General features: G+C 60.3%; 27 protein-coding genes. 13 read left to right on the forward strand and 14 right to left on the reverse strand.

The window, feature by feature from the left end:
• Positions 1-12: 12 nt before the first annotated feature.
• From IOD40_RS09285 to IOD40_RS09295, 3 genes are read left to right on the forward strand one after another with little or no spacing between them, the layout of a single operon-like run.
• Positions 13-1,251 (forward strand): Gfo/Idh/MocA family protein, encoded by a 1,239-nt coding sequence (locus tag IOD40_RS09285; RefSeq protein ID WP_198476267.1) that lies wholly within the window; start codon positions 13-15, stop codon positions 1,249-1,251.
• A complete protein-coding gene (locus IOD40_RS09290) occupies positions 1,223-2,266 on the forward strand; it encodes an SIS domain-containing protein (RefSeq protein ID WP_198476268.1) in 1,044 nt (347 codons plus the stop codon). The genes IOD40_RS09285 and IOD40_RS09290 overlap by 29 nt, the downstream gene beginning before the upstream one ends.
• Positions 2,263-3,141, forward strand: coding sequence for a carbohydrate kinase family protein (locus tag IOD40_RS09295; protein WP_198476269.1), 879 nt, complete (start codon positions 2,263-2,265; stop codon positions 3,139-3,141). Before IOD40_RS09290 ends, IOD40_RS09295 begins: the two co-directional genes overlap by 4 nt.
• Here the strand turns inward: IOD40_RS09295 and IOD40_RS09300 are convergent.
• Both IOD40_RS09300 and IOD40_RS09305 read right to left on the reverse strand, forming a co-directional pair.
• Positions 3,132-3,992 (reverse strand): sulfite exporter TauE/SafE family protein, encoded by an 861-nt coding sequence (locus tag IOD40_RS09300; RefSeq protein WP_198476270.1) that lies wholly within the window; start codon positions 3,990-3,992, stop codon positions 3,132-3,134. The genes IOD40_RS09295 and IOD40_RS09300 overlap by 10 nt on opposite strands.
• Positions 3,993-4,170: 178 nt before the next feature.
• A complete protein-coding gene (locus IOD40_RS09305) occupies positions 4,171-4,389 on the reverse strand; it encodes a hypothetical protein (protein ID WP_198476271.1) in 219 nt (72 codons plus the stop codon).
• Between the two features lie 330 nt (positions 4,390-4,719).
• On the opposite strand from IOD40_RS09305, the gene IOD40_RS09310 reads away from it, so the two are divergent.
• From IOD40_RS09310 to IOD40_RS09320, 3 genes are all read left to right on the forward strand, one after another.
• Positions 4,720-5,373, forward strand: coding sequence for a Wzz/FepE/Etk N-terminal domain-containing protein (locus tag IOD40_RS09310; RefSeq protein WP_198476272.1), 654 nt, complete (start codon positions 4,720-4,722; stop codon positions 5,371-5,373).
• Positions 5,358-6,782, forward strand: a complete 1,425-nt coding sequence (locus IOD40_RS09315) for a polysaccharide biosynthesis tyrosine autokinase (protein ID WP_198476273.1) — start codon at positions 5,358-5,360, stop codon at positions 6,780-6,782. The genes IOD40_RS09310 and IOD40_RS09315 overlap by 16 nt, the downstream gene beginning before the upstream one ends.
• A gap of 196 nt (positions 6,783-6,978) precedes the next feature.
• Positions 6,979-7,794, forward strand: a complete 816-nt coding sequence (locus IOD40_RS09320) for a lytic murein transglycosylase (RefSeq protein WP_198476274.1) — start codon at positions 6,979-6,981, stop codon at positions 7,792-7,794.
• Between the two features lie 495 nt (positions 7,795-8,289).
• On the opposite strand, the gene IOD40_RS09325 is transcribed toward IOD40_RS09320, so the two are convergent.
• Complete coding sequence (locus IOD40_RS09325) at positions 8,290-9,516, reverse strand: argininosuccinate synthase (RefSeq protein ID WP_198476275.1); 1,227 nt, start codon at positions 9,514-9,516, stop codon at positions 8,290-8,292.
• 180 nt (positions 9,517-9,696) lie between these two features.
• On the opposite strand from IOD40_RS09325, the gene IOD40_RS09330 reads away from it, so the two are divergent.
• Positions 9,697-11,067 (forward strand): hypothetical protein, encoded by a 1,371-nt coding sequence (locus IOD40_RS09330; protein WP_198476276.1) that lies wholly within the window; start codon positions 9,697-9,699, stop codon positions 11,065-11,067.
• Between the two features lie 66 nt (positions 11,068-11,133).
• Positions 11,134-11,787, forward strand: coding sequence for a LysE family translocator (locus IOD40_RS09335; protein ID WP_198476277.1), 654 nt, complete (start codon positions 11,134-11,136; stop codon positions 11,785-11,787).
• On the opposite strand, the gene IOD40_RS09340 is transcribed toward IOD40_RS09335, so the two are convergent.
• The 4 genes from IOD40_RS09340 to IOD40_RS09355 all read right to left on the reverse strand — a co-directional run bounded on the left by IOD40_RS09340 (position 11,784) and on the right by IOD40_RS09355 (position 14,705).
• Complete coding sequence (locus IOD40_RS09340; RefSeq protein WP_198476278.1) at positions 11,784-12,227, reverse strand: hypothetical protein; 444 nt, start codon at positions 12,225-12,227, stop codon at positions 11,784-11,786. The two genes, IOD40_RS09335 and IOD40_RS09340, sit on opposite strands and share 4 nt — an antisense overlap.
• Positions 12,224-13,456: a 23S rRNA (adenine(2503)-C(2))-methyltransferase RlmN gene (rlmN, locus tag IOD40_RS09345; RefSeq protein WP_198476279.1), complete on the reverse strand. Its 1,233-nt coding sequence runs from the start codon at positions 13,454-13,456 to the stop codon at positions 12,224-12,226. Before rlmN ends, IOD40_RS09340 begins: the two co-directional genes overlap by 4 nt.
• A gap of 106 nt (positions 13,457-13,562) precedes the next feature.
• Entirely contained in the window at positions 13,563-14,069 is a 507-nt protein-coding gene (locus tag IOD40_RS09350; RefSeq protein WP_198476280.1) for an invasion associated locus B family protein, read from the reverse strand.
• A gap of 267 nt (positions 14,070-14,336) precedes the next feature.
• Complete coding sequence (locus IOD40_RS09355) at positions 14,337-14,705, reverse strand: YkvA family protein (protein ID WP_198476281.1); 369 nt, start codon at positions 14,703-14,705, stop codon at positions 14,337-14,339.
• Between the two features lie 142 nt (positions 14,706-14,847).
• Here IOD40_RS09355 and IOD40_RS09360 point away from each other — a divergent pair, with 142 nt between their 5' ends.
• Positions 14,848-15,294: a hypothetical protein gene (locus IOD40_RS09360; RefSeq protein WP_198476282.1), complete on the forward strand. Its 447-nt coding sequence runs from the start codon at positions 14,848-14,850 to the stop codon at positions 15,292-15,294.
• Here the strand turns inward: IOD40_RS09360 and IOD40_RS09365 are convergent, their stop codons facing one another.
• The 3 genes from IOD40_RS09365 to IOD40_RS09375 form a co-directional block, all read right to left on the reverse strand.
• A complete protein-coding gene (locus tag IOD40_RS09365) occupies positions 15,295-15,597 on the reverse strand; it encodes a 4a-hydroxytetrahydrobiopterin dehydratase (RefSeq protein WP_198476283.1) in 303 nt (100 codons plus the stop codon).
• Entirely contained in the window at positions 15,594-16,187 is a 594-nt protein-coding gene (thpR, locus tag IOD40_RS09370; protein WP_198476284.1) for an RNA 2',3'-cyclic phosphodiesterase, read from the reverse strand. Before thpR ends, IOD40_RS09365 begins: the two co-directional genes overlap by 4 nt.
• A 96-nt stretch (positions 16,188-16,283) precedes the next feature.
• Complete coding sequence (locus IOD40_RS09375; protein WP_198476285.1) at positions 16,284-16,925, reverse strand: arylesterase; 642 nt, start codon at positions 16,923-16,925, stop codon at positions 16,284-16,286.
• Between the two features lie 54 nt (positions 16,926-16,979).
• On the opposite strand from IOD40_RS09375, the gene IOD40_RS09380 reads away from it, so the two are divergent.
• The 4 genes from IOD40_RS09380 to IOD40_RS09395 all read left to right on the forward strand — a co-directional run bounded on the left by IOD40_RS09380 (position 16,980) and on the right by IOD40_RS09395 (position 21,690).
• Positions 16,980-17,678, forward strand: coding sequence for an ABC transporter ATP-binding protein (locus IOD40_RS09380; RefSeq protein WP_198476286.1), 699 nt, complete (start codon positions 16,980-16,982; stop codon positions 17,676-17,678).
• Positions 17,675-20,233 (forward strand): ABC transporter permease, encoded by a 2,559-nt coding sequence (locus tag IOD40_RS09385; RefSeq protein ID WP_198476287.1) that lies wholly within the window; start codon positions 17,675-17,677, stop codon positions 20,231-20,233. Before IOD40_RS09380 ends, IOD40_RS09385 begins: the two co-directional genes overlap by 4 nt.
• A gap of 171 nt (positions 20,234-20,404) precedes the next feature.
• Positions 20,405-21,184: a Bax inhibitor-1/YccA family protein gene (locus IOD40_RS09390; protein ID WP_198476288.1), complete on the forward strand. Its 780-nt coding sequence runs from the start codon at positions 20,405-20,407 to the stop codon at positions 21,182-21,184.
• A 278-nt stretch (positions 21,185-21,462) separates the two neighbouring features.
• Positions 21,463-21,690: a DUF2798 domain-containing protein gene (locus IOD40_RS09395; protein WP_198476289.1), complete on the forward strand. Its 228-nt coding sequence runs from the start codon at positions 21,463-21,465 to the stop codon at positions 21,688-21,690.
• Between the two features lie 49 nt (positions 21,691-21,739).
• Here the strand turns inward: IOD40_RS09395 and IOD40_RS09400 are convergent, their stop codons facing one another.
• From IOD40_RS09400 to IOD40_RS09415, 4 genes are all read right to left on the reverse strand, one after another.
• The gene (locus IOD40_RS09400; protein ID WP_198476290.1) at positions 21,740-22,360 is read right to left on the reverse strand and encodes a 2,3-bisphosphoglycerate-dependent phosphoglycerate mutase; all 621 of its coding nucleotides are present in this window, start codon (positions 22,358-22,360) and stop codon (positions 21,740-21,742) included.
• A 36-nt stretch (positions 22,361-22,396) separates the two neighbouring features.
• Complete coding sequence (dapB, locus tag IOD40_RS09405) at positions 22,397-23,197, reverse strand: 4-hydroxy-tetrahydrodipicolinate reductase (RefSeq protein WP_198476411.1); 801 nt, start codon at positions 23,195-23,197, stop codon at positions 22,397-22,399.
• 8 nt (positions 23,198-23,205) lie between these two features.
• Positions 23,206-24,954 carry an ABC transporter ATP-binding protein gene (locus IOD40_RS09410; RefSeq protein ID WP_325099698.1) on the reverse strand — a complete coding sequence of 583 codons (1,749 nt, stop codon included), beginning with the start codon at positions 24,952-24,954 and terminating at the stop codon, positions 23,206-23,208.
• A gap of 129 nt (positions 24,955-25,083) precedes the next feature.
• The gene (locus tag IOD40_RS09415) at positions 25,084-26,109 is read right to left on the reverse strand and encodes a glucokinase (protein WP_198476292.1); all 1,026 of its coding nucleotides are present in this window, start codon (positions 26,107-26,109) and stop codon (positions 25,084-25,086) included.
• Positions 26,110-26,123: the final 14 nt, after the last annotated feature.

The raw sequence follows: 26,123 nt of genomic DNA on the forward strand, positions 1-26,123 counted from the left end.
AGGACATCAAACATGGCTGAAACCAGAGAGAGATTGCGTGTCGGTTTCGTCGGCTCGGGCTTCATCGCTCACTTCCATCTGAAGTCGATGATTGGCGTTCGCAATGTCGATGTGACCGGCGTCTACAGCCGCAGCGCCGAGAAGCGGCAGACATTCGCCAATGCAGTCACCGAACACGGGCTGGGGAATTGCCGCACGCACGAGACGCTCGAAGCCCTGCTGACCGCCGATGATGTCGACGCCATCTGGATTCTGTCACCAAACGACACGCGTCTTGATGTGATGCGCGAGCTGCACCGTCTCAAGACGGAAGGCCGTAGCAAGATCTTCGCCGTCGCCTGCGAGAAGCCGCTCGCGCGCACCGTCGCCGAAGCGCGCGAAATGGTGCGCCTGGTGGAAGATGCCGGACTGAACCACGGCTACCTCGAAAATCAGGTCTTCTGCACCCCGGTCCTGCGCGGCAAGGAGATCATCTGGCGTCGCGCTGCATCGACAACGGGCCGGCCTTACCTTGCACGCGCTGCGGAAGAGCATGCGGGCCCGCATGAGCCGTGGTTCTGGCAAGGAGACAAGCAGGGCGGCGGCGTTCTGTCTGACATGATGTGCCACTCGGTTGAAGTTGCCCGTCATCTTCTGACCGCCCCTGACGCACCCCGCAACTCGCTGAAGGTCAAGGCCGTCAATGGCACTGTCGCGAATTTGAAATGGACCCGGCCCCATTATGCCGACCAGCTTCGCAGCCGTTTTGGCTCGGAGGTCGATTACCGAAACCGTCCTTCCGAAGATTTTGCGCGCGGGACAATCGAGCTTGAGGACGAGGACGGCAACGAACTGATGATCGAGGCAACGACCTCGTGGGCCTATGTCGGCGCGGGGCTACGCATCCAGCTGGAGCTGCTTGGCCCGGAATACGCCATGGAGTTCAACTCGCTCTCGACAGGCCTCAAGGTGTTCATGTCTCGCGCGGTCAGCGGTGCCGAGGGCGAGGACCTTGTCGAAAAGCAGAATGCCGAGCAGGGTCTGATGCCGGTACTTGAGGATGAAGCCGGCGTCTACGGCTACACGGACGAGAACCGTCATATGGTCGAGTGCTTCCGCAAGGGCGAAACGCCGCTCGAGACTTTCCACGATGGCCTTGCCGTGGTTGAAATCCTGATGGGCCTTTACATGTCAGCTGAGTTGGGCCGCACGGTGCGGTTCCCCGAACCGGAGCTTGAGAATTATGTCCCGGTTGTCGCCCGCCCCCGCTGACGGTCCATCGCAGCGCGAACTCCTGATTGACGAGATGCGTCGGCAAAATGGCGACGCACTCGCAACCCTTGATGAAAATCGCGAGCTGGCCCGCGAGATCGCCTCTCGACTGAGAGCGCGCGACCGTCTGCTGCTGCTGGGCATGGGCGCGTCGCATTGGTCAAACCGAATGGCGGCCGGGTTTTACCGTGCCGCTGGCATCGACGTACGCACCGAACCGATCTCGGAGAACTTGCGTCAACCGCAAGCTTCTGGCGGCCAGGTTGTATTCCTGACGTCTCAATCGGGAAATTCCGGAGAGGTGCGTGTGTGGCTCGGCCATCACACGGACACTCGAGATGTCTATGGCCTGACGCTTCAGGAGGGGAGCCTGCTTGAGCGATCGGTGCCCTGCCTCATCGGGCAAGGCGCGACCGAGCTTCCCTTTGCTGCAACGCGCAGCATCAGCGTTACCCTTGCGCTGCACGGCGCGGTCCTTGAGGCTTTGGGAGTAGACCTAACATCGCTGCGGCAGTTGTGGTCGCAGCCTTATCAGCACCCAGAGCTGCCAGAGGCGGCGATTTCGGCGCTGACCCATTGTCGATCTCTCTTTCTCGCCTCGCGCGCGGAGGCGGTTCCGGCATTGGAATGCTGCGCCCTGACCTTTATGGAGCTTGCACGAACTCCGGCCATCGCGCTTGAACTTGGCCAGCTTATTCACGGTCCACAGGAAGCACTGAGCAACCAGACAGCGTTGCTTCTGGTCCGCAGATCAGGTCCGGACGAAGCCAACATCACCCGCTTTGCGTGGCAGGCAATGGCCTGGGGCGTTCCGCTGGTAATGATCGACATCGGCGAAGGGCTGGTTCAAATCGAAGGTGCCTCAACCATTTCGCTTCCCGCAGCGAACGGTCTCGCGGCACCCGCACAGCTTCTCCCCGTACTCCAGGCTCTGATCATCGATGCCGCCGCCCATCGATTGCTGGACATGGGTGTGCCGCAGCGCTCGTCGAAGGTGACGGACGGCGAAGCATGACCGCTCCACTGCTCGTCCTTGGCAACGTCAATGTCGATCTTGTGCTTGGCCCGGTGGATGGCTGGCCTGAAATCGGCACCGAGATCGAGGTTGATCGGGCCGAAATGCGGGCCGGAGGGTCGGCTGGCAACACGGCACTTGCGCTAACGGGACTGGGCGAACCACATCTCCTCATCGCCTCCACCGGCGACGACCCGAACGGCGTCTGGCTTCGAGGTGAATTTGACGCAAACAATTGTCGCTGGATCGACGATCCGGGGATGACCACGACCACCGTCGGCATCGTGCACCGGGGCGGCGACCGCGCATTCTTTACCACGCCCGGGCACCTACAACGCGCCACTCCTGAAGCGCTGCTTGCGCGTGTCGATCCAGCTCCCTTCAAGGGGGCGGTCGCAATTTTGTCAGGCAATCTCCTGATGCCGAAACTGCGCGATGCGACTGGCGATTTGCTGACCAAGCTTCGCGCACGAGGCTGGCAGACCGCGATCGATCCCGGCTGGCCGCCGCAGGGCTGGACTGATCATTTCCGCCAGACCATGGTCGAGTGGCTCCAGCTTTGCGACCACGTGCTTCTGAATGAAGAGGAAACCAGCGGTTTCGGTGGCGCAGACGCCCTCCTCGGCGCAATCCCCGCCACATCCACGCTGATCATCAAGCGCGGTGCCGAAGGTGCCAATGCGTTTCGAAACGGGCAGAACATTTCTGTCGCCGCGCCACAGGTCGAGGTGGTCGACACGGTCGGTGCAGGCGACACGTTCAACGCGGCGTATCTGGCAAGACATATCGCGGGGGCATCTCTTGAGAATGCCTTGCGGCACGGCGTCGAGATCGCCTCATGCGCGGTCTCAACCTTTCCGCGCCGCTACAAATAAGTGCTGATCTGGTCGAAGAGAAAACGTCCCGACACGAATAGCAGGAAGCAGCCGAACGCGATCTCGAGCTTCCGCTTTGGCAAAGCATGCGCAAGCCTCACGCCGAGCGGTGCCGTCAGAACGCTGGTCGGTGAGATCAGAAGTACGCCGATCAGCGAGACGAAGCCGAGGGCAAGCGGTGGCTGGATGACAGCGACTTCCGGAAAGTCCGCAGCGCGCGGCCAGCCGGCATAGATGTAGCCGAGGGCCCCTGGGATCGAGATGAGCACGCCGAGGCCAGATGAGGTCGAGACCGCCTGATGAATCGGACGGCCATAAAACGTCATAAACAGGCTTGAAAGCTGCCCACCGCCAATCCCCATGAGCGATGACAGCACTCCGATAAGCGCACCGTAAGCCCGCATGACCCACTTGCCGGGCAGCGTATCCGAGATTTTCCAGCTGTCCTTTCCGAACAGAAGCCTGAATGCGGACACACCGGCAACGAGGATGAACACCATCTTGAACAGATCAGCTGGCGCGTAGCGTGCGATAAAGCTGCCCCCCATGACCCCCAGCACAACCGGGATCGCCCAGACCCGGATGATCGAAAGATCGACCGTCCCATGCTTACGGTGCGCATTGAACGAGCGGATGGAGGTCGGAATGATGACCGCGAGCGAGGTGCCGACGGCGAGCGGCATCCGAACTTCATCCGGCACATTCAGCACGCCAAAGAGCTCATAAAGAACAGGGACGATAACCGCGCCGCCACCGACGCCGAAGACGCCAGCAAGAACACCGGTCAGCGCGCCGGCAGCGAGCAGTCCAAAAGCGATGATGACAATGTCGGTGAAGTTTGCGTCCAGCATGCCTGCTCTTTCGTTCCGGGGCCGATGGCGTGGCCGCTCAGAAGGGAAGTGGGCAATCGAGAGCCCATAGGATCGCAACTATCACGCACAGCCGACTTCGCAAACGCGAAACGCAGAAGGCTTCAAGAAAAGGCTGCCTTCGGATCAGCTTAGTCGGGGCGGGTTCTTTATCGCCTGATCATAAACGGGGCAGGTATCTGCTTGCGAGCAAGCCCCCTGCCAGACCCAAATTATATGCGACCACCCTAAAGGCAGCGGCCCAAGCCATTTCGCCGATGTTGGACAGACCGAAGACTGCAGAGCCTGTGACGGCAAGCGCGCCAGCAAACCAGACCCCTAACGAGAATCTCATACCGAGGATAAAGCCCAGCGCCACCGAAATCAGAATGCCCGACATTCTCTCTCTCCCTGGCGGGAAGCGGTTGGCATGTCATGCCTTAGGTGATGGACAGGAAGGTATTTAGAACCCGCGCTGCCACCTCTATTACTCACGCCAACTATCGACGACCGCAGACCCAATACCTTCAGAGATATTACTGGTAGATCTACACTTCGGAACAGGCAACCGCATAAATTATTGTTATAATTATTATTGAATGCTAAAGTACTTCCTTGCGCCATGGGGCTTGGCATGAGGCACAACTTCAGCAACAACTTTTACGAACTGTTGCCTGCGACGGATCAGGCGCCCAGAACGCACACATCTGACCAATCGACGAGAAGCGGTATGGAGCTGCGTCAGCTTGCCGAGCTCCTGCACCGGCATACAAGGCTCATACTGGCGACAGCGGTGCTGGTCACGCTCGCAACCGCGGCTACAACCCTTCTTCTGCCACCGATCTACAACTCGTCGGCTCTCGTTCTATTTGACCCGAACCGCACCAATCTGATGCAACCGGGCAACTCGTCGACCAGCAGTTCCGGCGACAGTGCGCATGTCGACAGTGAAGTCGAAATCCTCCGCTCGGACCAAATTCTCGGCCTGGTCAGCGGGAACGAAAATCTTGCTGAGGACGGAGAATTTGCCGCCGACCGAAGTCTGCGTGCGATTTTCGCCCGGTATCTTCCGTTCATCCCTACGCCGCCAAGCAGCGAGACTGATGTCGAAATGCGGGCGCTGGATATGCTGAAGAAGAGGGTCTCCATCAATCGCCGAGGCACGACATTTGTCATTGCGATAAGCGTGCGCTCGAAAGATCCGGCACGGGCTGCGCAACTCGCCAACGCAATCGCGCAAACCTATGTGGAACGCCAGCTCGAGCAAAAAATTTCAGCTTCGATGGCCGGACGTGACAAGATTGAAAGCCAGCTGAGCGAGGCCCGCGCTTCGGTCATTCGCGCCGAAACGTCTATCTCTTCGACAATGTGGACGCCATTGTAGCCGCAACCGGCGACAGCGAGATCGCAGCTCTGCGCGCACAACTGGAAAGCGTCACGAAACGCTCCGAGGTCACCCTTTCGCGCATCGAAAGAATCGGAGCTCATCTGGCACGCTCAGACTGGTCAGGATTAGCAAAAAGCCTCGAAAGCGCGGAGATACCGGAGCTTGAACGGATGCGCAGCGAGCTTCTGCAGGCGCTGGGCGGCACAGACATTGGGCGCCCGGCCAGCCCTGTTTTGCATGAACGTCTGTCGAATTTGGAAACCAGCCTCGCCCAGATCGCAAATGATGAAATTTTCGGGCTTCGCTCCGAACTCGCTGCAACCAACAAAGAAGTAGCGGCTCTGCGCGGAGCCATGGGATCCGCGATGCTCCACAGCAACCTTCCACCGCACATACTGACCCCGTTCTACGGCCTGCAACAGGCGGCCCAGATCGCAACCTCATCTTATGAGGCAATGCTTTCGCGCCTTCAGGCGCTGGAGACCGAGGCATCCACCCAGCTTGCAGACAGTAGAATCGTGTCAGCGGCAATCCCGCCAATCTCACCGATTTTTCCGAACAAACCGCTGATGCTGGCGCTTGGTGCCGTCGGCGGGCTTGGGCTGGGGATTGCGCTTGCCTTCCTGTTCGAAAACTACATTGGCGGCTTTACCAGCGAACAGCAGATGCAGGCGGTGCTTCGACGCAAGGTGGCGGCAACCGTTCCTCGCAGCGCGGTCACTTACGGGTCGATCTCCGACGCGATCATAGACGCCCCCCTGTCTCGCTATGCCGAAGCAGTGCGCCGCATTCGGGCCATCCTCGATACGGCCTTGCGCAAGGGCGGTCATGCGAACGAAACAGGACGCGGCAGGGTCATCGTCATATCTTCAGCACTTGCCGAGGAAGGAAAGACAACCCTCGCCCTCTCGCTCACCAGAACCTACGCGGTGACCGGAAGAAGGGTGCTGATCGTGGATTGCAACATGCGCGGCCCTCGCCTCAGCCACCACCTAAACGTCGATGCCTCAACCGGCCTGATCGACATCCTGATCCGAAACGATCCTCATCGCGACATTACCAGCCTTCTCGTGCGAGATCCGATGTCACCTGCATTATCCATCGTCGGCGCGCGCAGCGCCGACTTGCCCACCGACCAGCTGGTCGCGAGCGACGCATTCGGCCACATTATCTCGTCGGCACGCCGCAATTTCGACTATGTCATCCTTGACGCGCCATCGCTCAACTCTGCGGTCGATGGCCTTTATCTTGCACAACATGCCGACGCGGTGATCTTCGTCATAAGATGGGCCAAGACGGCTCAGCACGTGGCGGCGAGCGCGCTGGAGCGAATGTCGGAGCTCTTGCCGCACGGCGTCGCGGTGCTTCTCGCACTCAACAACCCTCAGAGTACCAAATCCGGGTGAGCAGGCATCAGCCCGGAGCGCATCCGTCAGCTCATTCTTGCCACCCAGTTCCCAAGGTTACTCTGCGTTTTCCATTTTATGCTTTACTTGCCCCGGATTTGCCGCATCCCACGTCCATGTGCGGGCCCGGTGACAAATTGGCAATAGATGGGCATCTTGATGGTGCCAAACAGGCAACCGAGGAGAAAGAGCTACGATGATGCGGACGAAAGTGAAGGTGCTCGCGGCAGCGCTTCTTTCTGTCGGGCTTTCCACTGGCATTGCGCAAGCCGCCAGCTGCGGAAATGACGGCAACGGCTTCAACGCCTGGAAGAAAGACTATCTGGTCCAGGCACAGGCCCAGGGCTACGGCCAGCGAGCGCTGAACGCCTTGCAGGGCACGAAGTACAACACGGCGACGATCAAGGCCGATCGCGGCCAGAAAAGCTTCAAGCTCTCCCTCGATCAGTTCATGGAACGGCGCGGCGCGGCGACCATTGTCCGCAAGGGCAAGCAGATGAAGCAGGCGAACGCCCAGCTTCTGAACCAGATCGAACGCCAGTATGGCGTGCCTTCAGGCGTCCTGCTTGCGATCTGGGGCATGGAAACAGCCTTTGGCGGCTTCCTCGGCAACCAGAACATCGTCTCGGCCGTGGCAACCCTTGCCTATGATTGCCGCCGTAGCGAATTCTTCACCCGCCAGCTGAACGCAGCGCTCACCCTCGTTGATCGCGGCCATCTCAGCCCCGATGCAATCGGCGCAGCGCACGGCGAAATCGGCCAGACGCAATTCCTGCCCGAAAACGTCATCAAGTACGGCGTCGATGGCGACGGCGATGGCCGTATCGACCTGATCCGCTCGCGTGCCGATGCGCTTGCGTCCACCGCCAACTTCCTTCGCGGCCACGGCTGGCGTCCGGGCGCTGGCTATCAGGAAGGCGAACCAAACTTCGCTGCGATCCAGGGCTGGAACGCTGCCGGCGTCTACCAAAAAGCCATCGCGATCATGGCCCGCCAGATCGACGGCAAATAATTTTTGTAAGATTGGAAAAAGGCCCAGGAGCGAGCGCTTCCGGACTTTTGTTTCTGCACTGAGGAAATTGCGCCGCCCCCTCCACCACCTCCGGTGGTCCCCCTCCCCCATGAATGGGGGAGGATCCTGGGATCGTAGAGCTCGACGTTCAGATCTTCCCCCGCCTGCGGGGGAAGTGTCGCGTAGCCACGGAGGGGGGGGGCCAAAGCCGGTCAAAGAACCCGACAACCGCTTCACATTGCTTCTCCCGAAGCGCCAACCGCCCCTCCTCACTTCCGGCCGCCCCTCCCCATGAAAGGGGGATCAAGGGAGCAATCCTGATAAGCCCCAGACGCCTCAACAAATCCGAACATCCAGCGCGGCATCTCCGGATCCTCCCCCTCGTGAGGGGGAGGTGTCGCAAGGCGGCGGAGGGGGCTTCCAGCGCCCACGCCTCGAAACAAAACGGCCCGGCAGCGCTAGCTACCGGGCCGTTTTCATTAAGTAAGCTATCGCCTAGCGGCTGTTGCGCTTGCGTGCAGCGAGGGTGCGCAGGCGCAGCGCATTCAGGCGGATGAAGCCTTCGGCGTCCTTCTGGTCGTAGGCGCCGCGGTCGTCCTCGAAGGTGACCAGTTCGTCCGAATAGAGCGACTTTGGCGAGCGGCGGCCGGTGACGATGACGTTGCCCTTGTAGAGCGTCAGGCGAACTTCGCCTTCGACGTCTTCCTGGCTCTTGTCGATCAGGGCCTGCAGCATCTCGCGCTCCGGCGAGAACCAGAAGCCGTTATAGATCAGCTCGGCATAACGCGGCATCAGCTCGTCCTTGAGGTGCGCTGCGCCACGGTCGAGCGTGATCGATTCGATCGCACGGTGTGCCTGCAACAGGATCGTGCCGCCCGGGGTCTCGTAGACGCCGCGCGACTTCATGCCGACATAGCGGTTCTCGACGAGGTCGAGGCGGCCGATGCCGTTGTCGCGGCCGAGATCGTTCAGCTTCTTGAACAGGGTTGCCGCCGACAGGGCTTCGCCGTCGATCGCAACCGGATCACCGTTCTTGAAGGTGATGGTGATCTCGGTCGGCTGGTCGGGCGCGTCCATCGGCGAAACGGTGCGCATGTGCACGTATTCCGGCGGAGCCATCCACGGATCTTCGAGCACCTTACCCTCGGATGAGGAGTGCAACAGGTTGGCGTCGACCGAGAACGGTGCTTCACCCTGCTTGTCTTTGGCGACCGGGATCTGGTGCTGTTCGGCAAAATTGATCAGGTCGGTACGGGACTTGAAGGTCCAGTCGCGCCAGGGAGCGATCACCTTGATGTCCGGGTTCAGCGCATAGGCTGAAAGCTCAAAGCGGACCTGGTCATTGCCCTTGCCCGTTGCGCCGTGTGCGATCGCGTCTGCGCCGGTCTCCTCAGCGATCTCAACGAGACGCTTGGAGATCAGCGGACGTGCAATCGAGGTGCCCAGAAGATAGAGGCCCTCATATTGCGCGTTGGCGCGGAACATCGGGAAGACGAAGTCGGAGATGAACTCCTCGCGCACGTCCTCGATGTAGATTTGCTTGATGCCGAGCATCTCGGCCTTCTTGCGAGCCGGCTCCAGCTCTTCGCCCTGACCGAGGTCGGCGGTGAAGGTCACGACCTCCGCACCGACTTCCGTCTGCAGCCATTTCAGAATGATCGAGGTGTCGAGCCCGCCTGAATAGGCCAGCACCACCTTCTTGACGTCTTTCCAACTGGACATGTCGCACCCGGTTCGTTCGCGGGACGATCGGCCCGCCTATAGGTTCGCGGCACTTTTAGCAGGAATGAGCGACCGGGCAAGGCGGCGAAGTCATCAGATCGTGAGGTACGGCGATCTTGTTGCCTCACTTCGCCCCGATAAAGTCGCCTCACACTGATTCCCACACCGACGGAGACATTCTTGCCGGTTCTTTTAAATGCTGGGCCACGCCTGCGCGTTGTCTATTCCCTCCTTGCCTACAGCATGATGAGTGCCGCTGCGCCGGCGCACGCTGCTGATCGATGGATTGCCCACAATCCCGAATCACGCGCGACCTTCTCCATCGGGGATCATGGAGCCGTCGCCTCGGGCGAGTTGTCCTGCAAGGAACAGGCATGGACGATGTCGCTTGCGCTGACGGAGACGCTTGAGGCAGGTGAGGCCGAGGCCGAGTTGCGTATTGATGGCACGCCCTATTCCGCACGTGCCAGGATTGACGAAAAGGGCGTTTCGCTGCGCGTGCAACGCCAGCTTCTTGAGCCGCTGATGGGCGGGCTCAACCTTGCCATCAGCTTCAAGGGCGATCTGCGCGACAAGATCGATGATTTTGACGTCTCGTTGATCGGATCTCGCCGCGCCATTCGTGCGGCGCAGGCTGCGTGCTCGTCGCTCGACATGTCTGACTATGAGGGGATCAAATTCAGATCCGACGCGAAAAGCCTGGCACTTGGACGTGAATTGCGCGGTGCCGACATCGAAGCATTCACCTATGCGACGACCGCGCGACCGAAGGTTGAAACCGCCCGCGTCGATCTTGAAAAGGATCGGGAAATCGTCTTCACGCGCCTGTGCGGATCGCGTTGGTATTATGGCGCTTCGGGCTGCAACATCACCGCCTTCGCGCAGTTTCCTGCCGAAGCTGTCGGAGAAAGCGATCAACAGGAGGCGGTCTGGCGTGCCGTCTATGACAGCGAGAATGCCCAACTCTTCATAGACCCTGAGGCAGGCATCGATGGCTTGCCGGACATCGTCTCCTTCCCCACCAGGATGGACGATGATCCGAAGATCTGGCGTTGGGATGGTGCGCATTACCGGTTCAAAGCGGTCTTTGGCGAACCGGAAGCTGTCGAGCCGGAGCCGCAGGAAACTGACACTCCCGTTTCGGTCGAGACACAGCCTCAATCCGAGCCTGCAGAGGCCAAACCCGCTCCGGCAGCGACGGCAGATCAGCCGGCACCGAAAAGCGACCCTTCCGGTAGCGCGGCTGTCGATAAAGATGACAAAAAATCCGAGCCTGCCGCTGCCGCCGCGAAATCGGACGGAGATGCCTTCCTCGAAAACCCGGCGGAAGAGCTGAAGGAACAGCCAGTACCGGGCGAGACGGCCGCCCCGACAACAGAGCCGGCAGACAAGGCCCGGGGCGATGCCGTGTCTGATCCCGATGCAACCGGCAATCCGGAGCCAAAAGAGGAAGCTGAGCCCTCAGCTTCTGATCCTGTGACACCGCTCCCAGACGCCGAGGTCGAGGTGCCTGAAGAGGCCGAACCTTCTCCTCAATCAACGCAAGGCTGAATCTGGTTCTATCGCGCGGCTTCTGCAATTGCGTTATAGGCAAGCAGCAGCTGCGCGAGACCGAACATGACCTTCTCAAATTTCATTCCAGATCTTTCCGTCATCGCTCCTTTCACGATGGCGGTCCTCATCATCACCATCACCCCGGGACCGGACATGACGTTGTTCGTCGGGAGGGCACTCTCACATGGGCGCACTGCTGGCTTGGCATGCATGGCGGGCGCGATGACCGGGATCGTCTTTCATACGGCCCTTGTCGCACTCGGGCTGTCGGCGCTGATCGTCGCCTCTCCCGAGGCGTTTCTTGGCCTGAAGATATTCGGTGCGGTCTATCTCGTCTGGCTGGCATGGCAGGCCATACGCCACGGATCCGCGTTTTCGCCCCAGGCTGCCAATGACACGGCGCAGCATTCCTTCTTCCGCAATTGGGCGACAGGACTGCTCATCAATCTGATGAACCCGAAGATCCTGCTGTTTTTCATGACCTTCCTTCCGCAATTCGTGTCGGCAACCGACCCGCATGCGCCTGGAAAGCTGTTTTTCCTCGGCCTGATGTTCATCGTCCTGGCGCTGCCACTGACGGTGCCAATGGTTTTGGCAGCAGACGGATTTTCCAAGTTTCTGCGTCGCTCGCCGCGCGTCATGCGGGTCATCGACTATCTGTTCGCCGGGGTCTTTTCAGCGTTCGCGATCAAGATCCTGACCGCTCAGGCGCGCTAGGCGGATTTGGCGATGCGCGCCGAGCGACCGGCGAACAGCCAATAGCACAGACCGCCGGCCATGCCGGCGGCACAGCAACCAAGGATCACTGCCGGCTCGGAGAGGCCTAAATCTCTGTCGATCCCGACATCGCGCAACAATGCCGTTGCGACTCCGACTAGGCCTCCGCCAAGAGCGTAAAACAGCCAGTCGCGGCGCCCCAGGAACTCAGCAGCCGCAATGCAGGCAAGTGCCGGGAAAAAAGATAAATAGCCGATGAAGATCGCGGCGAGCGGGATCGAGACGTAGAACCCGCCGGAGATGAAAGCAACTTCATCGTGGGTCATCTCGAACAGCCCGACCAGCAACAAATGGATGAACGCGCTCGCGCCCAGTGTTGCAGCAAAATAGCCAAGCAGGATCACTGCCAGGCGCAGGATAAAACTGAAAACTTCGTTCAATCTTCGCCGTGGCCCGCGATCATCATCGCTTCGAGCGCCAGGCGCTCTGTCTTGCGCATACGTTCCGAATCCGACTTCAGCTGACCGCAGGCCGCAAGAATGTCACGTCCGCGCGGCGTGCGGATCGGCGACGCGTAGCCTGCCTGGTTCACGTAATCGGCAAACTTCTCGATCGTTTCCCAGTCCGAGCACTGGTAGTTCGTGCCCGGCCACGGGTTGAACGGGATCAGATTGATCTTCGCCGGAATGCCCTTGAGCAGGCGCACGAGTTCCTTGGCGTCCTCGAGCGAGTCGTTAACGTCCTTCAGCATCACATATTCGAAGGTGATGCGGCGGGCATTGGACAGGCCGGGATATTTCCGGCACGCATCCATCAGCTCTTTCAGCGGGTACTTCTTGTTGATCGGCACCAGCATGTCACGCAGATCATCGCGCACGGCGTGCAGCGAGATCGCCAGCATGACGCCGATCTCTTCACCGGTGCGGGCGATTTCAGGCGTCACGCCCGAGGTCGACAGGGTGATGCGGCGCTTCGACAGCGACAGCCCATCGCCGTCCGAGGCGATCAGCAGCGCCTTTTTGACGTTCTCGAAATTGTAGAGCGGCTCACCCATACCCATCATGACGATGTTGGTAATCTTGCGCCCTTCGGCCGGCACAATCGCGCCATCCGGCGTGCCGCGCTCCGGGAAATCCCCCAACCGGTCGCGCGCGGTCATAAGCTGCGTGAGGATCTCTTCGGCGGTGAGGTTACGAACGAGCTTTTGCGTGCCGGTATGGCAGAACGAGCAGGTGAGCGTGCAGCCGACCTGGCTCGAGATGCAGAGCGTGCCGCGCCCCTCTTCGGGAATATAAACGGTTTCGATCTCGACCGGGCGCCCAGCGCCCCGCGGCGGAAAGCGGAACAGCCACTTACGGGTGCCGTCGTTCGAAATCTGCTCTTCGACCACTTCAGGACGTGCGATCGTGAAATGGCGATCGAGCTCGGCGCGCAGATCCTTGGAGATGTTCAACATCTCGGAGAAGTCGGACACACCGCGCACATAGAGCCAGTGCCAAAGCTGCTGGACACGCATCTTGCGCTGGCGCTCGGGAATTCCGATTTCGCCGAGGGCGTCTGCCATCTCCTGGCGCGACAGGCCGATAAGCGACGGTTTTTCAGGCGTGCGTGCGTTTGCAGCCAGCATTGCGCGCGTCTGAGGCGAGGTGAGGTCGAATGATAGGGTCATGGGCCGGAGATATAGGAGCGGCAAATGCCGCGTGCCAGTTTTGCCTGCACATAACAGATCGGGGCCGCTTCGTCACGGCCCCGAATTAAATCTGTCTTGAGACGGATCAGCGGCAGTTCTGAATAGAAGACAGCGCAGCCGAGATACCCTTCAGCGAGAAGGTATAGTTGGTTGCGTTGCCCCGTCGAGAGGTCGCCTGCACCTTCATGTCCGCGCCAGCGCGCATCGAGGCGATCAGGGCCGGCTCTTCGGCAGCGTTTTCCATCCAGGCCGAACGGCCGCGGGTAAACATGTTGTAGCTCTTATCGCCGACAGTCACGCGCACCTTCGAATTCTCCTGGAAGTCGTAGGCGGTGATGAACTGGGGCTCATAGGAGACGTTCTGACCCGGCTTCTGGCTTACGAAGAAGTAGACGTCGCCATGGTCCAGTGAAGTCGGCTGTTTGTCGGTCGGAACGGTCAGCACGTAGCAGACCTTGCCGTTGTTGCCTTGGTAAGAGTACGTGCCCCAGGCGTTATGCTGGCCAATCTTCGTGGCCCCCGCCTGCGCAAAAGCCGGCGCAGAAAAAGCAAGCGCCGCAAGGCAGGAAATCGTCAAAAAGGTTCCGCGCATCTTCGTACCATTATCCTTGTGCGTGGTCGCGTAGGGTCCATCGAACTGGTCCGAAAGGCCCAATACGTGTCAATTTTAAGTTAATGAGGGTTACGAAAGGATGAACTCGATCAACGAGTTTCCCAGCAATTTGCAACCCCCGCCACCGCGCTGACTGATCGAAACAGAAAGCACCGCGGCATGCCACATCCCAACAACTGGTGTTCAAATGGCCAAAAGCGGCGAGAGTTTGACTGAAAGATGAACCCTTTGCCCCGTTTGGAGGCCTTACTTGGCGTCAAGCGCCTCGCGTGCAGCCTGGCGATGCTCCGGCCGGATGTGCCCGCGGATCGCGGCAATCGCCCCGGTCAGGACTGCAATATCGTCCGTAAAACCGAAGGCGGCGATGAAGTCGGGGATCATGTCCAGCGGCATGACGAAATAGGCGAGCGCAGCCAGCAAGGTTCCCCGCACACGCAGCGGCGTGCGGCTGTCGAGCGCTGCGTAATAACTTGCAACCACATCTTCCATAAAGGGGATATGCTTCGCTGCCCGTCGCGCTGTGCGCCAGAAGCCCGCCCGGACGCGCTTTTCTCGGCGCACGTCCTCGCTCGGGCTGACCGGTGCAAGGATTTCGGTGATCTTGGCTTCGTTCATGATTACGTCTCCACGCGCAAGAAGATGGGCAGCAGTTTGCGCGTTTGCAAGATCAGCAACACGAGGAAGAGACCCCGGGCAGGCGACGTTTTACCTATTCCTAATCTTCGCATCCATAAGTATCCGCGCGGAGGGTTCAAATATGGATGCTACCAACGAATGGCATTGGGAAGGTAATATCATAGATGCAGTCATAGATTATCTAGTTGAGCGAGACTGGATAATCGTCAAAATCGCCGACACATACACGAAGGAACGAGGCGAAGACATTCGAGCAGTTAAGGACGGCCAGTGGCTGATTATCGAAGCCAAAGGATATCCATCCCGCCTTTATCGCGATCCTCGGCCGAGAGGCGAGAAAAAACGCACCAATCCGGCGACGCAGGCACCGAAATGGTACTCACACGCGATATTCACGGCAATGTGTCTGCAACATCGCAACTCGGACGCCACGGTTGCAGTCGCCCTGCCCGACATGTCGCGCTACCGAACCATGCACGCCGAGACCGCAGCCTCATTCACCAAGCTGAACGTGACGATGCTGTTTGTCGATGAATATGGCTACGTCGATCGGCTCGGACCGCTTTAATCACCCGACGTCGGCAACAAAACGATCCATCTTCTTAGCAAGGTCGATGTCGAGGGCTGTCACTCCGCCTGCGGAGTGGGTTGTCAGCCTCACGTCGACCTTGTTGTAGACATTGGACCATTCGGGATGATGGTCCATTTTCTCCGCGGCAAGCGCGCTTCGGGTCATGAAGGAGAATGCCTCGCTGAAGTTCTTGAATTTGAACTCCCTGCGAATTGCCTGAGCATCTTTCTCCAGGTTCCAGCCGTCGAGTTGCAACAGCGCGGCCTCGATTTGCGAGCGCTCCAGTTTCGTCCGGCTCATAAAAACCTCCTGCGGGCCTCATCGGCCTGCAAATCGTTTGAGCGCACTGCGACAGTGTCGAGGAGAGGCCATGCCTCTTCGACAATGTAGGGGCCGCCGCCCACGGAATCGCGAGAGGACATCAGCACAAAACGTGTCGCCTTGTAGGGCATCGCGGCGAAATTGCCTCGTGAGGAAAGATATTTGGCAAGGTCGTGCGGTGCGGTATTGCGCAGCCGCGCCAGCGTGACATGCGGAACGAACTTTCGCGGGTCAGCAGGAAGCCCAAGCCTCTGGCATATTCTCTCGATCTCTGCCTGGAGCGCGAGAAGCTCCGATGACGGAGCGACACTCGCATAGACCGAGTGCGGCTTTTTTGATCCGAAGGATCCGACACCTGACAACGTCACGTTGAACGAAGGGCGGCGCACCCTGTCGAGAGCATTGGCAACCTCGTCGGCCACATGCCCTTCAACATCGCCAATGAAGCGCAATGTTATGTGGTAGTTCTCGGTGTCGATCCAACGAGCACCCGGAAGACCACCTCGCAGCAATGACAGGGAAAGAGTTGCATCACGCGGTATCTCGAGGGCAGTGAACAGTCTAGGCATCGCTACCTCCTCGATTCGACTGATACCAGCGAACCACCGAAGACAAGACGGTTCAAGCCCGTTTGTTCCCAGCGGCAACCTTCCGCACCGGAAAGCTCAGTCCGCCTTCCCTGCCGCCAGCACCTCTTCGATTACGGGGAGAAAGCCTTCAACCATCCGCTCAACCCCGTCTGCATTGGGGTGCATCCCATCTTCCAGAAGCAGCTTTCGCTCCGCTACCACGCCTTCCAGAAAGAACGGGTAGAATGGAAGATCGTATTTTTCGGCCAGCGCCGGGAAGAGGGCGTTGAAACGCTCCCCATAGTCGGCTCCGAGATTAGGAGCCGCGATCATGCCCGCCAGGATGATATCGATGCCGCGCGCGCGCAGCCCCTCGATCATCGCCGTCAGGTTTTTCTCGGTAATGTCCGGCGAGATGCCACGCAGCATATCGTTGGCGCCCAGTTCCAGAATGACGAGGTCGGTGTCCTCGGGAACGGACCAGTCGAGGCGCGAAAGACCACCGCTGGTCGTGTCGCCGGATACGCCTGCATTGGCGATAACAACATCGTGTCCGCCTGCCTTAAGGGCAACTTCAAGCTTTTCGGGAAAAGACATACCCGCATCGAGTTGATAGCCAGCCATCAGGCTGTCACCGAAGCCGACGATCCGATAGGGTTCTGCCGCTGCGGCACAGATGGTGAGAAAGACACTGAGTGCTGCAACCGGCACAATGCCTAGAATTCGTTTGAAACCCATATGATCCAACCCATATCTGACCGACGCCCGCAGTTGATATAGGAAATTTGCCTCGTGAAAGAAGCCGCTATCCGCATGAAGGACGTATCGCTGACTTTGGGCGAAGGTGCTTCCTCCGTCCATGTATTGAAAGGGGTCAGCCTTGAGGTAGCAAGCGGCGAGGCGACCGGCATAATCGGCCCCTCCGGCTCGGGAAAATCGACACTGCTGATGGTGCTTGCGGGCCTTGAACACGTTGATTCAGGCGAGGTCTGGATCGCAGGGCAACGGATCGACGGGCGCAGCGAAGATGAGATTGCAGCCTTTCGCGGTCGCAGTGTCGGCATCGTGTTCCAGTCGTTTCACTTGATCCCCAACATGACCGCACTCGAAAACGTCGCAGTGCCGCTTGAGCTTGCCGGCCATCCCGATCCCTTCGGCGTTGCAGCGCGTGAGCTTGCGGCAGTGGGCCTTTCCGAGCGCATCACCCATTATCCGGGCGAATTGTCGGGCGGCGAACAGCAGCGGGTGGCAATCGCCCGCGCGCTTGCGCCGGAGCCCAAGCTTCTGATCGCCGACGAGCCGACCGGAAATCTTGATCAGGCCACGGGCAAGCAGATCGCCGACCTGCTGTTCCACAAGGCCGAGGAGCGCGGCATGACGCTGGTTCTCGTCACCCACGACCCCTCCCTTGCCGCCCGTTGTACCCGCCAGATCGCGATGCGCTCCGGGCGGATCGAATCTGCACCAGAACTGGCAGCCGTGTCTGCATGAGTGCCTCCGCCCCTCTCAACACGCTGCGCCTTGCCATTCGATTTTCGCTGCGGGAGATGCGCGGCGGACTGTCCGGCTTCCTGATTTTCATCACCTGTATTGCGCTGGGCGTCGCCGCGATCGGTGGCGTCAATTCGGTCGCGCGCGCCATCACGACGGGCGTGGCCAATCAGGGCCAGACCCTGCTCGGCGGGGACCTTCGATTTCAGCTAACGCATCGCGAGACGGACGAGCGCGAGCACGCGTTCCTGACGGAACTTGGCGCCGTCTCGCACAGCGCGAACATGCGCTCGATGGCAAGGCTCACCGACGGATCTGACCAGACGCTGGTCGAGGTGAAGGCTGTCGATGACCTCTATCCGCTCTATGGCGAACTCGTCACTGAACCTGTCCTTGCCAAGGACGCGATGTTCGAGGAACGCGAAGGTGTCATGGGCGCAGCAGCAGCAGACATATTGCTACAGCGCCTCGGCATTTCGGTTGGAGATCGCGTCAGTCTTGGAACCGGCGAATTCGAGATCCGATCTGTCATCACAAGTGAGCCCGACGCGGTGTCGGAAGGTTTTGGCCTTGCCCCCCGTCTGCTGGTCTCCCTTGAAGGGCTTCGCGCGTCGGGCCTGATACAGCCGGGCAGCCTTGTCGAGCATGCCTACAAGATCAGGCTTCCCATCGGAGCAACCGAGGCAACCATCGAGGAAGTACGCGAGAAGGCCACCGCTGACTTTCCGGAGTCGGGATGGAGCATCCGCAGCCGAACCAACGCCGCGCCGTCACTCTCGACCAATGTTGAGCGCTTCTCCCAGTTTCTGACACTTGTTGGCCTGACGTCGCTTGTCGTCGGCGGCGTCGGCGTTGCCAACGCGGTGCGGGCCTATCTCGATGCCAAACGTCCGGTGATCGCGACATTCAAGAGCCTCGGCGCATCCGGGCGCTTCGTCTTCACCATCTACCTCGTACAGATCATGATGATCTCGGCGGTCGGCATTGTCATTGGCGTCGTCCTTGGCGCCCTGATGCCGCCAATCGCCGCAAGTTTCCTGTCTTCCGTTCTGCCGGTCCCGCAGGCCGGCGGAATTTTCCCCGGAGCGTTGGCTCTGGGTGCCATGTTCGGCATTCTAGTCACGCTGGCCTTCGCACTGCTTCCACTGGGACGTGCGCGTGACGTTCCGGCCACTGCCCTCTTTCGCGAAATGGGCTTCGACAAGCGTGGCATGCCGAGACTGGTCTATGTCGCATCGGCACTGGCGACCGCGCTACTCATGGCGGCCATCGCCATCTGGACCGCAAGCGACCGGCGCATTGCTGTCATCTTCATCGTCGCCGCGATCTTCGCCTTCCTCATTCTTCGCTTGGTCAGCGTCGGCGTCCAGTGGCTCGCACGCAAGAGCCCGCGCGTGCGCTCTACCGCTCTGCGTCTGGCGATCGGCAACATCCATCGGCCCGGAGCGCTCACGCCGTCCGTGGTCCTGTCGCTTGGGCTGGGGCTGACGCTTCTCGTCACCATTGCCCTGATCGATGGCAATTTGCGGCGACAGATCGCCGGCAATCTTCCGGAGCAGGCTCCGAACTTCTTCTTCGTCGACATCCAGAGCGCCGACGCCGACAATTTTGCGGATCTGCTCGCGCGTGAGGTTCCGGATGGCAAGCTGATCCGCGTCCCTATGCTGCGGGGACGCGTCGTTGCGCTCAACGGCGTTGACGTGCGTGATATCGACGTTCCGCCGGAAGGCCGCTGGGTCCTTCGTGGCGACCGGGGGATCACCTATGCCCGGAACGTTCCGGAGAACTCCACCCTTAGCCAGGGCGAATGGTGGCCGGACGGTTATGATGGCGAGCCGCTGGTCTCCTTTGCCGCGCAAGAGGGACGGGAACTTGGCCTCAAGATCGGCGACGCCGTCACCGTCAACGTCCTCGGGCGCAACATCAGCGCGCGCATTTCCAATTTCCGCGAGGTGCAGTGGGAATCGCTTGCCATCAATTTCGTGATGGTCTTCTCGCCAAACACCTTTGCCGGCGCGCCCCATTCCTGGCTGGCGACCCTCGCCGATCCTTCCGCCGGACCAGCGGAAGAAGCCCGGATCCTCAACACTGTCACGCGCGCCTTCCCAGGCGTGACAAGCGTCCGGGTCAAGGATGCCCTCGAGATTGTCAATGACATTGTCACGCAGCTGGCTGTCGCCATCCGCGCCGCTGCTGCGGTCGCGCTGATCGCGTCGGTGCTGGTGCTGTCAGGTGCACTTGCTGCCGGCAACCGGGCACGTGTTCATGACGCGGTGGTGCTGAAAACGCTTGGCGCAACCCGCGGCACACTCATTCGGGCATTTTCCCTTGAGTACACGATCATAGGTCTCGCCACCGCCATCTTCGCGCTTCTGGCCGGAGGGGTGGCTGCATGGTTTGTCGTGGCGAGAATCATGACGCTTCCGTCCGCCTTCCTTCCCGAAGTTGCGCTGTCGACGATCCTCATCGCGCTCGTATTGACGGTGGGATTTGGCCTGATCGGCACGTGGAGGGTGCTCGGGCACAAGGCTGCGCCAGTATTGCGAAACCTTTAGGTAGGCATAACCCGCATAAACAATGGGCTCACGCGGCATTTCATCCTGATAAAGGTCTTGTTCTAACCACGAAGAATCCTCATATTCCGCGTAGGCATGCTGGAGTTCCGCCAGCGGCGCCTGGGCTCGCGCCCGACACCCGACGGAACACAAGCAAGGAAAGAGGATTCCATGGCTGATTTTCGCAACTACCAGGCTCGCGTCGCGACTGCCGGTGCGCGCGCCGATGCCAGTATCGACCAGGGCCTGCGCGCCTATATGATCAGGGTCTACAACCTGATGGCGCTTGGGCTTGCGATCACCGGCATTGCCGCCCTCGGCACCGTCATGCTTGCGACCACCAATGATCCGTCCGCCGCTGTGGCTCAGCTCGGCAATGGCAAGATGGTCACTGCGCTGGGTGCAGCGCTCTACAGCTCGCCGTTGCGCTGGGTTGTCATGCTCGCTCCGCTGGCGATGGTGTTCTTCCTGTCGTTCCGCGTCGAGAAGATGAGCCTTTCCGCGGCACAGACCACATTCTGGGCTTTCGCGGCCCTGATGGGCGTTTCGCTGTCCTCGGTCTTCCTCGTTTATACGAGCGGATCGATCGTCCAGACGTTCTTTATCACCGCCACCGCCTTCCTCGCGCTGTCGCTTTACGGCTACACGACCAAGCGTGACCTGACCGGCATGGGCTCGTTCCTGATCATGGGCGTGTGGGGTCTTATCCTCGCGTCGATCGTGAACATCTTCCTCGCCTCGTCCGCGCTGCAGTTTGCCATCTCGGCGATCGGCGTCCTGGTTTTCGCAGGCCTCACCGCCTACGACACCCAGAAGATCAAGGAAATGTACTACGTCGGTGACGGAGCTTTGGTCGCTGGTCGCAAGGCGATCATGGGCGCACTGCAGCTCTATCTCGACTTCATCAACATGTTCATGTTCCTGCTGCAGTTCCTGGGCAATCGCGAATAGCATCTGACTGAACGTCAGAATCTCAAAGCCTCTGCGGACCTGTTCGCAGGGGCTTTTTCTTTGCCGCGAGTTTTCTTGTAATCCGCAGCGAATCCGGTCAGAAACGCCGCGCCGAAAAGATTTGAGGCTGGTGTGGTTATTCCAGCCCCCGCATTCGCGGGATGAAGTCGCTCCCTGCGAACCCGCGGCACCTACCATTCAACAATGGGACGGTGCTGTGGTCTTTTGAGCCGTGCGTCTTGCCGGTCGCAGCGCCGTCTCTTCAGGAAAGCACTGACATGGACTTCAAGACCAGAATTGTAACGCAGATCATCATGACCTGCATGATGGCACTGACGATGTCCGGGATCATGGCCACCGTGATCCTCGGGGTCGGAAATGTTTCGCTTTCGATGTGGCTGAACCAATTCATCATCGCCTGGCCGATCGCGTTCGTGATGACGAATATCCTCTTCCCCATCGCGATGATGCTCTGTGGCCTCGTTCTCGGCCGCAACAGGAACTAACGAAAAGGGCGGCTCGATGGCCGCCCTTTCTATTTATGTGAGGCTGATATCAGCCCTCGACAACTTCCTTGGAAGCAATCGTCGAGTCCGCGTTCAGCTTGTAGATGATCGGCACGCCTGTATTCAGCTCGACCTTGATGACGTCTTCGCCCGACAGGCCTTCCAGCGCCATGATCAGCGCGCGCAGCGAATTGCCGTGCGCAGCGACCAGGACGGTCTCGCCGCGCAGGACGTGCGGCTGGATGACGTGCATGTAATAGGGCCAGACGCGGGCGCCCGTATCGCGCAGGCTCTCGCCACCCGGAGGCGGAACGTCGTAGGAGCGGCGCCAGACATGAACCTGCTCCTCGCCCCACTTGGTGCGCGCATCGTCCTTGTTCAGGCCCGACAGGTCGCCATAGTCACGTTCGTTGAGCGCAAGGTTCTTGACCGTGTTGAGGTCCGACTGACCAACGCCGTCGAGAATGTGCTGGCAGGTGACCTGCGCGCGCGTCAGCTCTGAGGTGTATGCGATGTCGAACTTCAGGCCTTTGGCGGCAAGCAGCCCGCCTGCCTTCTTTGCCTCGCCATGGCCCTGCTCGGTCAGCGCCGGGTCGCGCCAGCCGGTGAAGAGGTTCTGCAAATTCCACTCACTCTGACCGTGACGGACAAGCACCAGCGTTCCGGACATGAGGATCTCCCGTAGATTAGATTTGAGAATGACTGCTTAGAGGCCAAGAACGTCGCGCATCGAGTAGAGGCCGGGCTTCTTGCCGTGTGCCCACAGCGCCGCCTTGACCGCCCCATGCGCAAAGAGCTCGCGATCTTCGGCATGGTGGGACAGGACGATGCGCTCGCCGGCGCTGGCCAGAATCACCGAGTGATCACCAATCACCGAGCCGCCCCGCAGGGTGGCAAAGCCGATCGTGCCTTCCTCGCGCGGGCCGGTGTGACCATCGCGAACCCGCACGCTCTGCTCGGCAAGATTGATCTTGCGGCCGCGCGCAACAGCGTCGCCCAGCAGGAGAGCGGTTCCGGACGGCGCGTCCACCTTGTGACGATGATGCATCTCAAGGATTTCAATGTCGAAATCGCTCGCTGCAAGCGCCTGTGCGGCCTGCTCCACCAGGACGGAAAGAAGCGTCACGCCAAGGCTCATATTGCCAGACTTGACGATCGTCGCATGGCGCGCCGCGGCCTGGATCTTGGCATCGTCTTCTTCCGAGCAGCCGGTGGTGCCGACGATGTGAGCAATGCGCGCTTGCGCGGCGTAACCTGCAAACTCAACCGACGCAGCCGGCGTCGTGAAATCGAGCACGCCGTCTGCATTGGCAAACGCCTTCAGCGGGTCATCGGTGATCGCAACGCCAAGGTTGCCGGCGCCGGCCAGTTCACCAGCGTCCTGGCCAATAAAGGGTGATCCCGGACGCTCTACAGCCGCAACCAGTCGCGCCCCGTCCGCAGCTTCAATTGCGCGGATCAACGTACGACCCATACGGCCGGCAGCGCCGACCACAACAAGACCCATGCTCACGTTCAGATACCTTCTCCAACCCCAGCAGCCGCATGATCGACATGCAGCTGGTGGAACCTTGCATAAACGCCTACCGGGCTCCGCAGGAGCTCGGCATGCGTGCCCTGCTCTACCACGCGGCCCTGTTCCATCACCACGATATTGTCAGCCTTGACCACCGTAGACAGTCGGTGGGCGATCACGATCGTGGTGCGGTCCTTCATCACCGTCTCGAGCGCCGCCTGCACCCTGGCTTCTGACTCGGCATCCAGCGCCGATGTCGCCTCATCCAGCAGCAGGATCGCCGCATTGCGGATGATCGCGCGGGCGATCGACAGACGCTGGCGCTGGCCGCCCGAAAGCGTCACGCCGTTCTCGCCAACCGGGGTGTCGTAGCCTTGCGGCATCGTGCGGATGAATTCATCCGCATAGGCAAGCCGCGCCGCTTCCTCCACTTCCGCATCGCTCGCATCGGGGCGGCCATAACGGACGTTGTCGCGGATCGTGCCCTCAAACAGGTACGGATGCTGCGATACGTACGCGATGCTCGTGCGCAGCGAGGCGCGGGTGACGCCGGCAATATCCTGACCATCGACAAGGATCCTGCCGCCGTCGAGATCATGGAATCCTTCGATCAGGGCGACAATGGTCGACTTGCCAGCGCCGGAGCCTCCAACAATGGCTGTCACTTCGCCCGCACGGGCCGTGAAGCTCACCTTGCGCAGGACAGGCTGGCCGGGAACGTAGCCGAAGGAAACCTCTTCAAGCCGGATCTCCCCGCCATCCACGGCCAGAGGCTTCGACCCCGCACGATCACGCTGTCGCGGCGCAAGATCGAGGATTTCATAGATCATCCGCGCGTTGACCAGCGACCGTTCAAGGTTGACCTGAACTCGCGCCAGACGCCGCGCCGGATCATAGGCCAGCAGCAGAGCGGTGATGAAGCCGAAGACGGCGCCGGGAGGCGTTGCGTAAGCCTGAGCGCGCCAGGCAGAATAGGCAAGCACGCCCGCAACCGCGAAACCTGCGAGGATCTCGGTGATCGGGGTGACGCGCTCCGACACCTTGACGATCTTGTTTGCTCGCCCTTCGGCCTCGGCGATCAGGCCAGCCACCTTGCCGGACAGCTGCTCTTCCATCGTGAAGGCTTTGACTACCGCAATGCCCTGGGTGGCCTCCTGCATCGCGCCGACAAGGCGCGAGTTCACCTCGACGGCCTGACGCGCCACACGGCGCAGACGGCGCATGACTGCGTTGACGACGTAGATCAGCGGCGGGCCGATCAGCAGGGCGATGATCGAAAGCGTCGGATCGAGCACGATCATTGCGATGATCAGCGCCAATAGCATGACCGCATCGCCGACAATTGCGCGCAAGGTCATGGAAAGCATGTCGCGAACGCCAAGCACGTTCTCGTTAACGCGTGCTGCAAGCTGGCCGGATCGCTGCTCGGTGTAGAAGTCGAGGCCAAGACGCATCAGATGATCGAAGATGCGCTGCTGGTAGCGGGCGACCAGATTGTTGCCGATCATGCCCAGCACGACCGAGTGGCCATAGGTGGCGAGCCCGCGAACAATGAATACGCCGGCCATCGCCGCACAAAGATATGGCACGAGATCGAAACGCTGGCTGTAGAATACGTCGTCGATCATCGGCTTCATCACCCACGGGATCGCCGCCGTTGCAAGTGCGACCGCGAGAAGGCAGATGATTGCGAGGATGTAGAGGCCGGTATATTCGCGCGCGTTTTCAGCAAGAACACGGCGAAGCACGGGGAGAACTTCTCCACCTGCGGCGCGTGCAGACTTTGCTTGTACGTCCGAGGCCAATTCGTCTTTCCCAGTGCCAGTTCGTTCGAGCCTGCCTAATGCCTGCTCGAGCGCCTATGTGCAATCGTCAAATCAGCTTTTGCGCCAGTGGCGGCCATGTTTCTCGACGCCGTAGCGCTCTGGCGACCCGGCATAGGCCGCCAGACCGACCAAGGCTGCAAGCGGGTGGGTGATGACATAGACGGGCATCTGCAGCAGCATTGCCGAATGGGGAGCCTTGTCTTCGAATGCCGCGCGAAACTGGCCATTCTTCAAGGCCGGCACAATCTTCTGGGCAATCCCGCCGGTCAGAAACACGCCGCCCTTGCCCTTGAAGACCAGAGCGTGGTCGCCGGCAAGACGCCCGAGGCACGTCACGAAAATGGAAAGCGCTTCTTCTGCAATCGGATCTTCGCCAGCGAGCGCCGCGCCCGTCACATAGGCCGGGTCGTTGATTGAACTTGTGCGCCCCTCGGCGGTCGCCACAGCCCGGTAGAGATTGACGAGGCCGCGCCCGCACAGGATTTGCTCGGCCGAAATGCGCCCGTCAATCCGCTCAATAAAGGGAAAGACCTGGAAATCGCGAGCACTGCGTGGCCCGATATCGACGTGACCGCCTTCACCCGGGACCGGGATCCAGATGCCGCGCGCGTGAACAAGTCCGGCGACCCCGAGCCCGGTTCCTGGACCGAGAACCACACGGCTTGCGCCCTCTTCCGGCTCCGCACCGCCGATCTTCTCCAGATGCTCTGGTGCCAGTGCAGTCACCGCAAGCGCCTGCGCTTCGAAGTCGTTGAGGAGAATGACGTCCTCAAGCCCTAGCGCTGCGATCATCTGCCTTGGCCGTACCACCCAATGGCAGTTTGTGAGCGGAACTTCATCACCTTCAACCGGCCCGGCCAGCGCCAGCACCGCCGAACGTGGCTTTGGCGCGTCCTGCCCAATGATTGCCGCCTCTATCGCCTCATCGATCGAAGCAAAGTCCGCGGTTTTCACCGTATGAACGTGTCTTGGCTCAGCCTTTGGATCGGTAAGAACTGCAAAGCGGGCGTTTGTCCCGCCAATGTCACCAATCAGGACCGGGAAGGGAAGCAAGGCTTCAGGACTGGAGCATTTCATCTACGTCGCGTTCC

This window comes from Aquamicrobium zhengzhouense, from assembly GCF_016124105.1.
Taxonomy (GTDB): domain Bacteria; phylum Pseudomonadota; class Alphaproteobacteria; order Rhizobiales; family Rhizobiaceae; genus Aerobium; species Aerobium zhengzhouense.

Excerpts from the sequence above, each read along its gene's own strand:
- IOD40_RS09285 (WP_198476267.1), top strand. The coding sequence starts at position 13 with ATGGCTGAAACCAGAGAGAGATTGCGTGTCGGTTTCGTCGGCTCGGGC.
- IOD40_RS09290 (WP_198476268.1), top strand. The coding sequence starts at position 1,223 with ATGTCCCGGTTGTCGCCCGCCCCCGCTGACGGTCCATCGCAGCGCGAA.
- IOD40_RS09295 (WP_198476269.1), top strand. The coding sequence starts at position 2,263 with ATGACCGCTCCACTGCTCGTCCTTGGCAACGTCAATGTCGATCTTGTG.
- IOD40_RS09300 (WP_198476270.1), bottom strand. The coding sequence starts at position 3,992 with ATGCTGGACGCAAACTTCACCGACATTGTCATCATCGCTTTTGGACTG.
- IOD40_RS09305 (WP_198476271.1), bottom strand. The coding sequence starts at position 4,389 with ATGTCGGGCATTCTGATTTCGGTGGCGCTGGGCTTTATCCTCGGTATG.
- IOD40_RS09310 (WP_198476272.1), top strand. The coding sequence starts at position 4,720 with ATGGAGCTGCGTCAGCTTGCCGAGCTCCTGCACCGGCATACAAGGCTC.
- IOD40_RS09320 (WP_198476274.1), top strand. The coding sequence starts at position 6,979 with ATGATGCGGACGAAAGTGAAGGTGCTCGCGGCAGCGCTTCTTTCTGTC.
- IOD40_RS09325 (WP_198476275.1), bottom strand. The coding sequence starts at position 9,516 with ATGTCCAGTTGGAAAGACGTCAAGAAGGTGGTGCTGGCCTATTCAGGC.
- IOD40_RS09335 (WP_198476277.1), top strand. The coding sequence starts at position 11,134 with ATGACCTTCTCAAATTTCATTCCAGATCTTTCCGTCATCGCTCCTTTC.
- rlmN (WP_198476279.1), bottom strand. The coding sequence starts at position 13,456 with ATGACCCTATCATTCGACCTCACCTCGCCTCAGACGCGCGCAATGCTG.
- IOD40_RS09350 (WP_198476280.1), bottom strand. The coding sequence starts at position 14,069 with ATGCGCGGAACCTTTTTGACGATTTCCTGCCTTGCGGCGCTTGCTTTT.
- IOD40_RS09355 (WP_198476281.1), bottom strand. The coding sequence starts at position 14,705 with ATGAACGAAGCCAAGATCACCGAAATCCTTGCACCGGTCAGCCCGAGC.
- IOD40_RS09360 (WP_198476282.1), top strand. The coding sequence starts at position 14,848 with ATGGATGCTACCAACGAATGGCATTGGGAAGGTAATATCATAGATGCA.
- IOD40_RS09365 (WP_198476283.1), bottom strand. The coding sequence starts at position 15,597 with ATGAGCCGGACGAAACTGGAGCGCTCGCAAATCGAGGCCGCGCTGTTG.
- thpR (WP_198476284.1), bottom strand. The coding sequence starts at position 16,187 with ATGCCTAGACTGTTCACTGCCCTCGAGATACCGCGTGATGCAACTCTT.
- IOD40_RS09375 (WP_198476285.1), bottom strand. The coding sequence starts at position 16,925 with ATGGGTTTCAAACGAATTCTAGGCATTGTGCCGGTTGCAGCACTCAGT.
- IOD40_RS09385 (WP_198476287.1), top strand. The coding sequence starts at position 17,675 with ATGAGTGCCTCCGCCCCTCTCAACACGCTGCGCCTTGCCATTCGATTT.
- IOD40_RS09390 (WP_198476288.1), top strand. The coding sequence starts at position 20,405 with ATGGCTGATTTTCGCAACTACCAGGCTCGCGTCGCGACTGCCGGTGCG.
- IOD40_RS09395 (WP_198476289.1), top strand. The coding sequence starts at position 21,463 with ATGGACTTCAAGACCAGAATTGTAACGCAGATCATCATGACCTGCATG.
- IOD40_RS09400 (WP_198476290.1), bottom strand. The coding sequence starts at position 22,360 with ATGTCCGGAACGCTGGTGCTTGTCCGTCACGGTCAGAGTGAGTGGAAT.
- dapB (WP_198476411.1), bottom strand. The coding sequence starts at position 23,197 with ATGGGTCTTGTTGTGGTCGGCGCTGCCGGCCGTATGGGTCGTACGTTG.
- IOD40_RS09415 (WP_198476292.1), bottom strand. The coding sequence starts at position 26,109 with ATGAAATGCTCCAGTCCTGAAGCCTTGCTTCCCTTCCCGGTCCTGATT.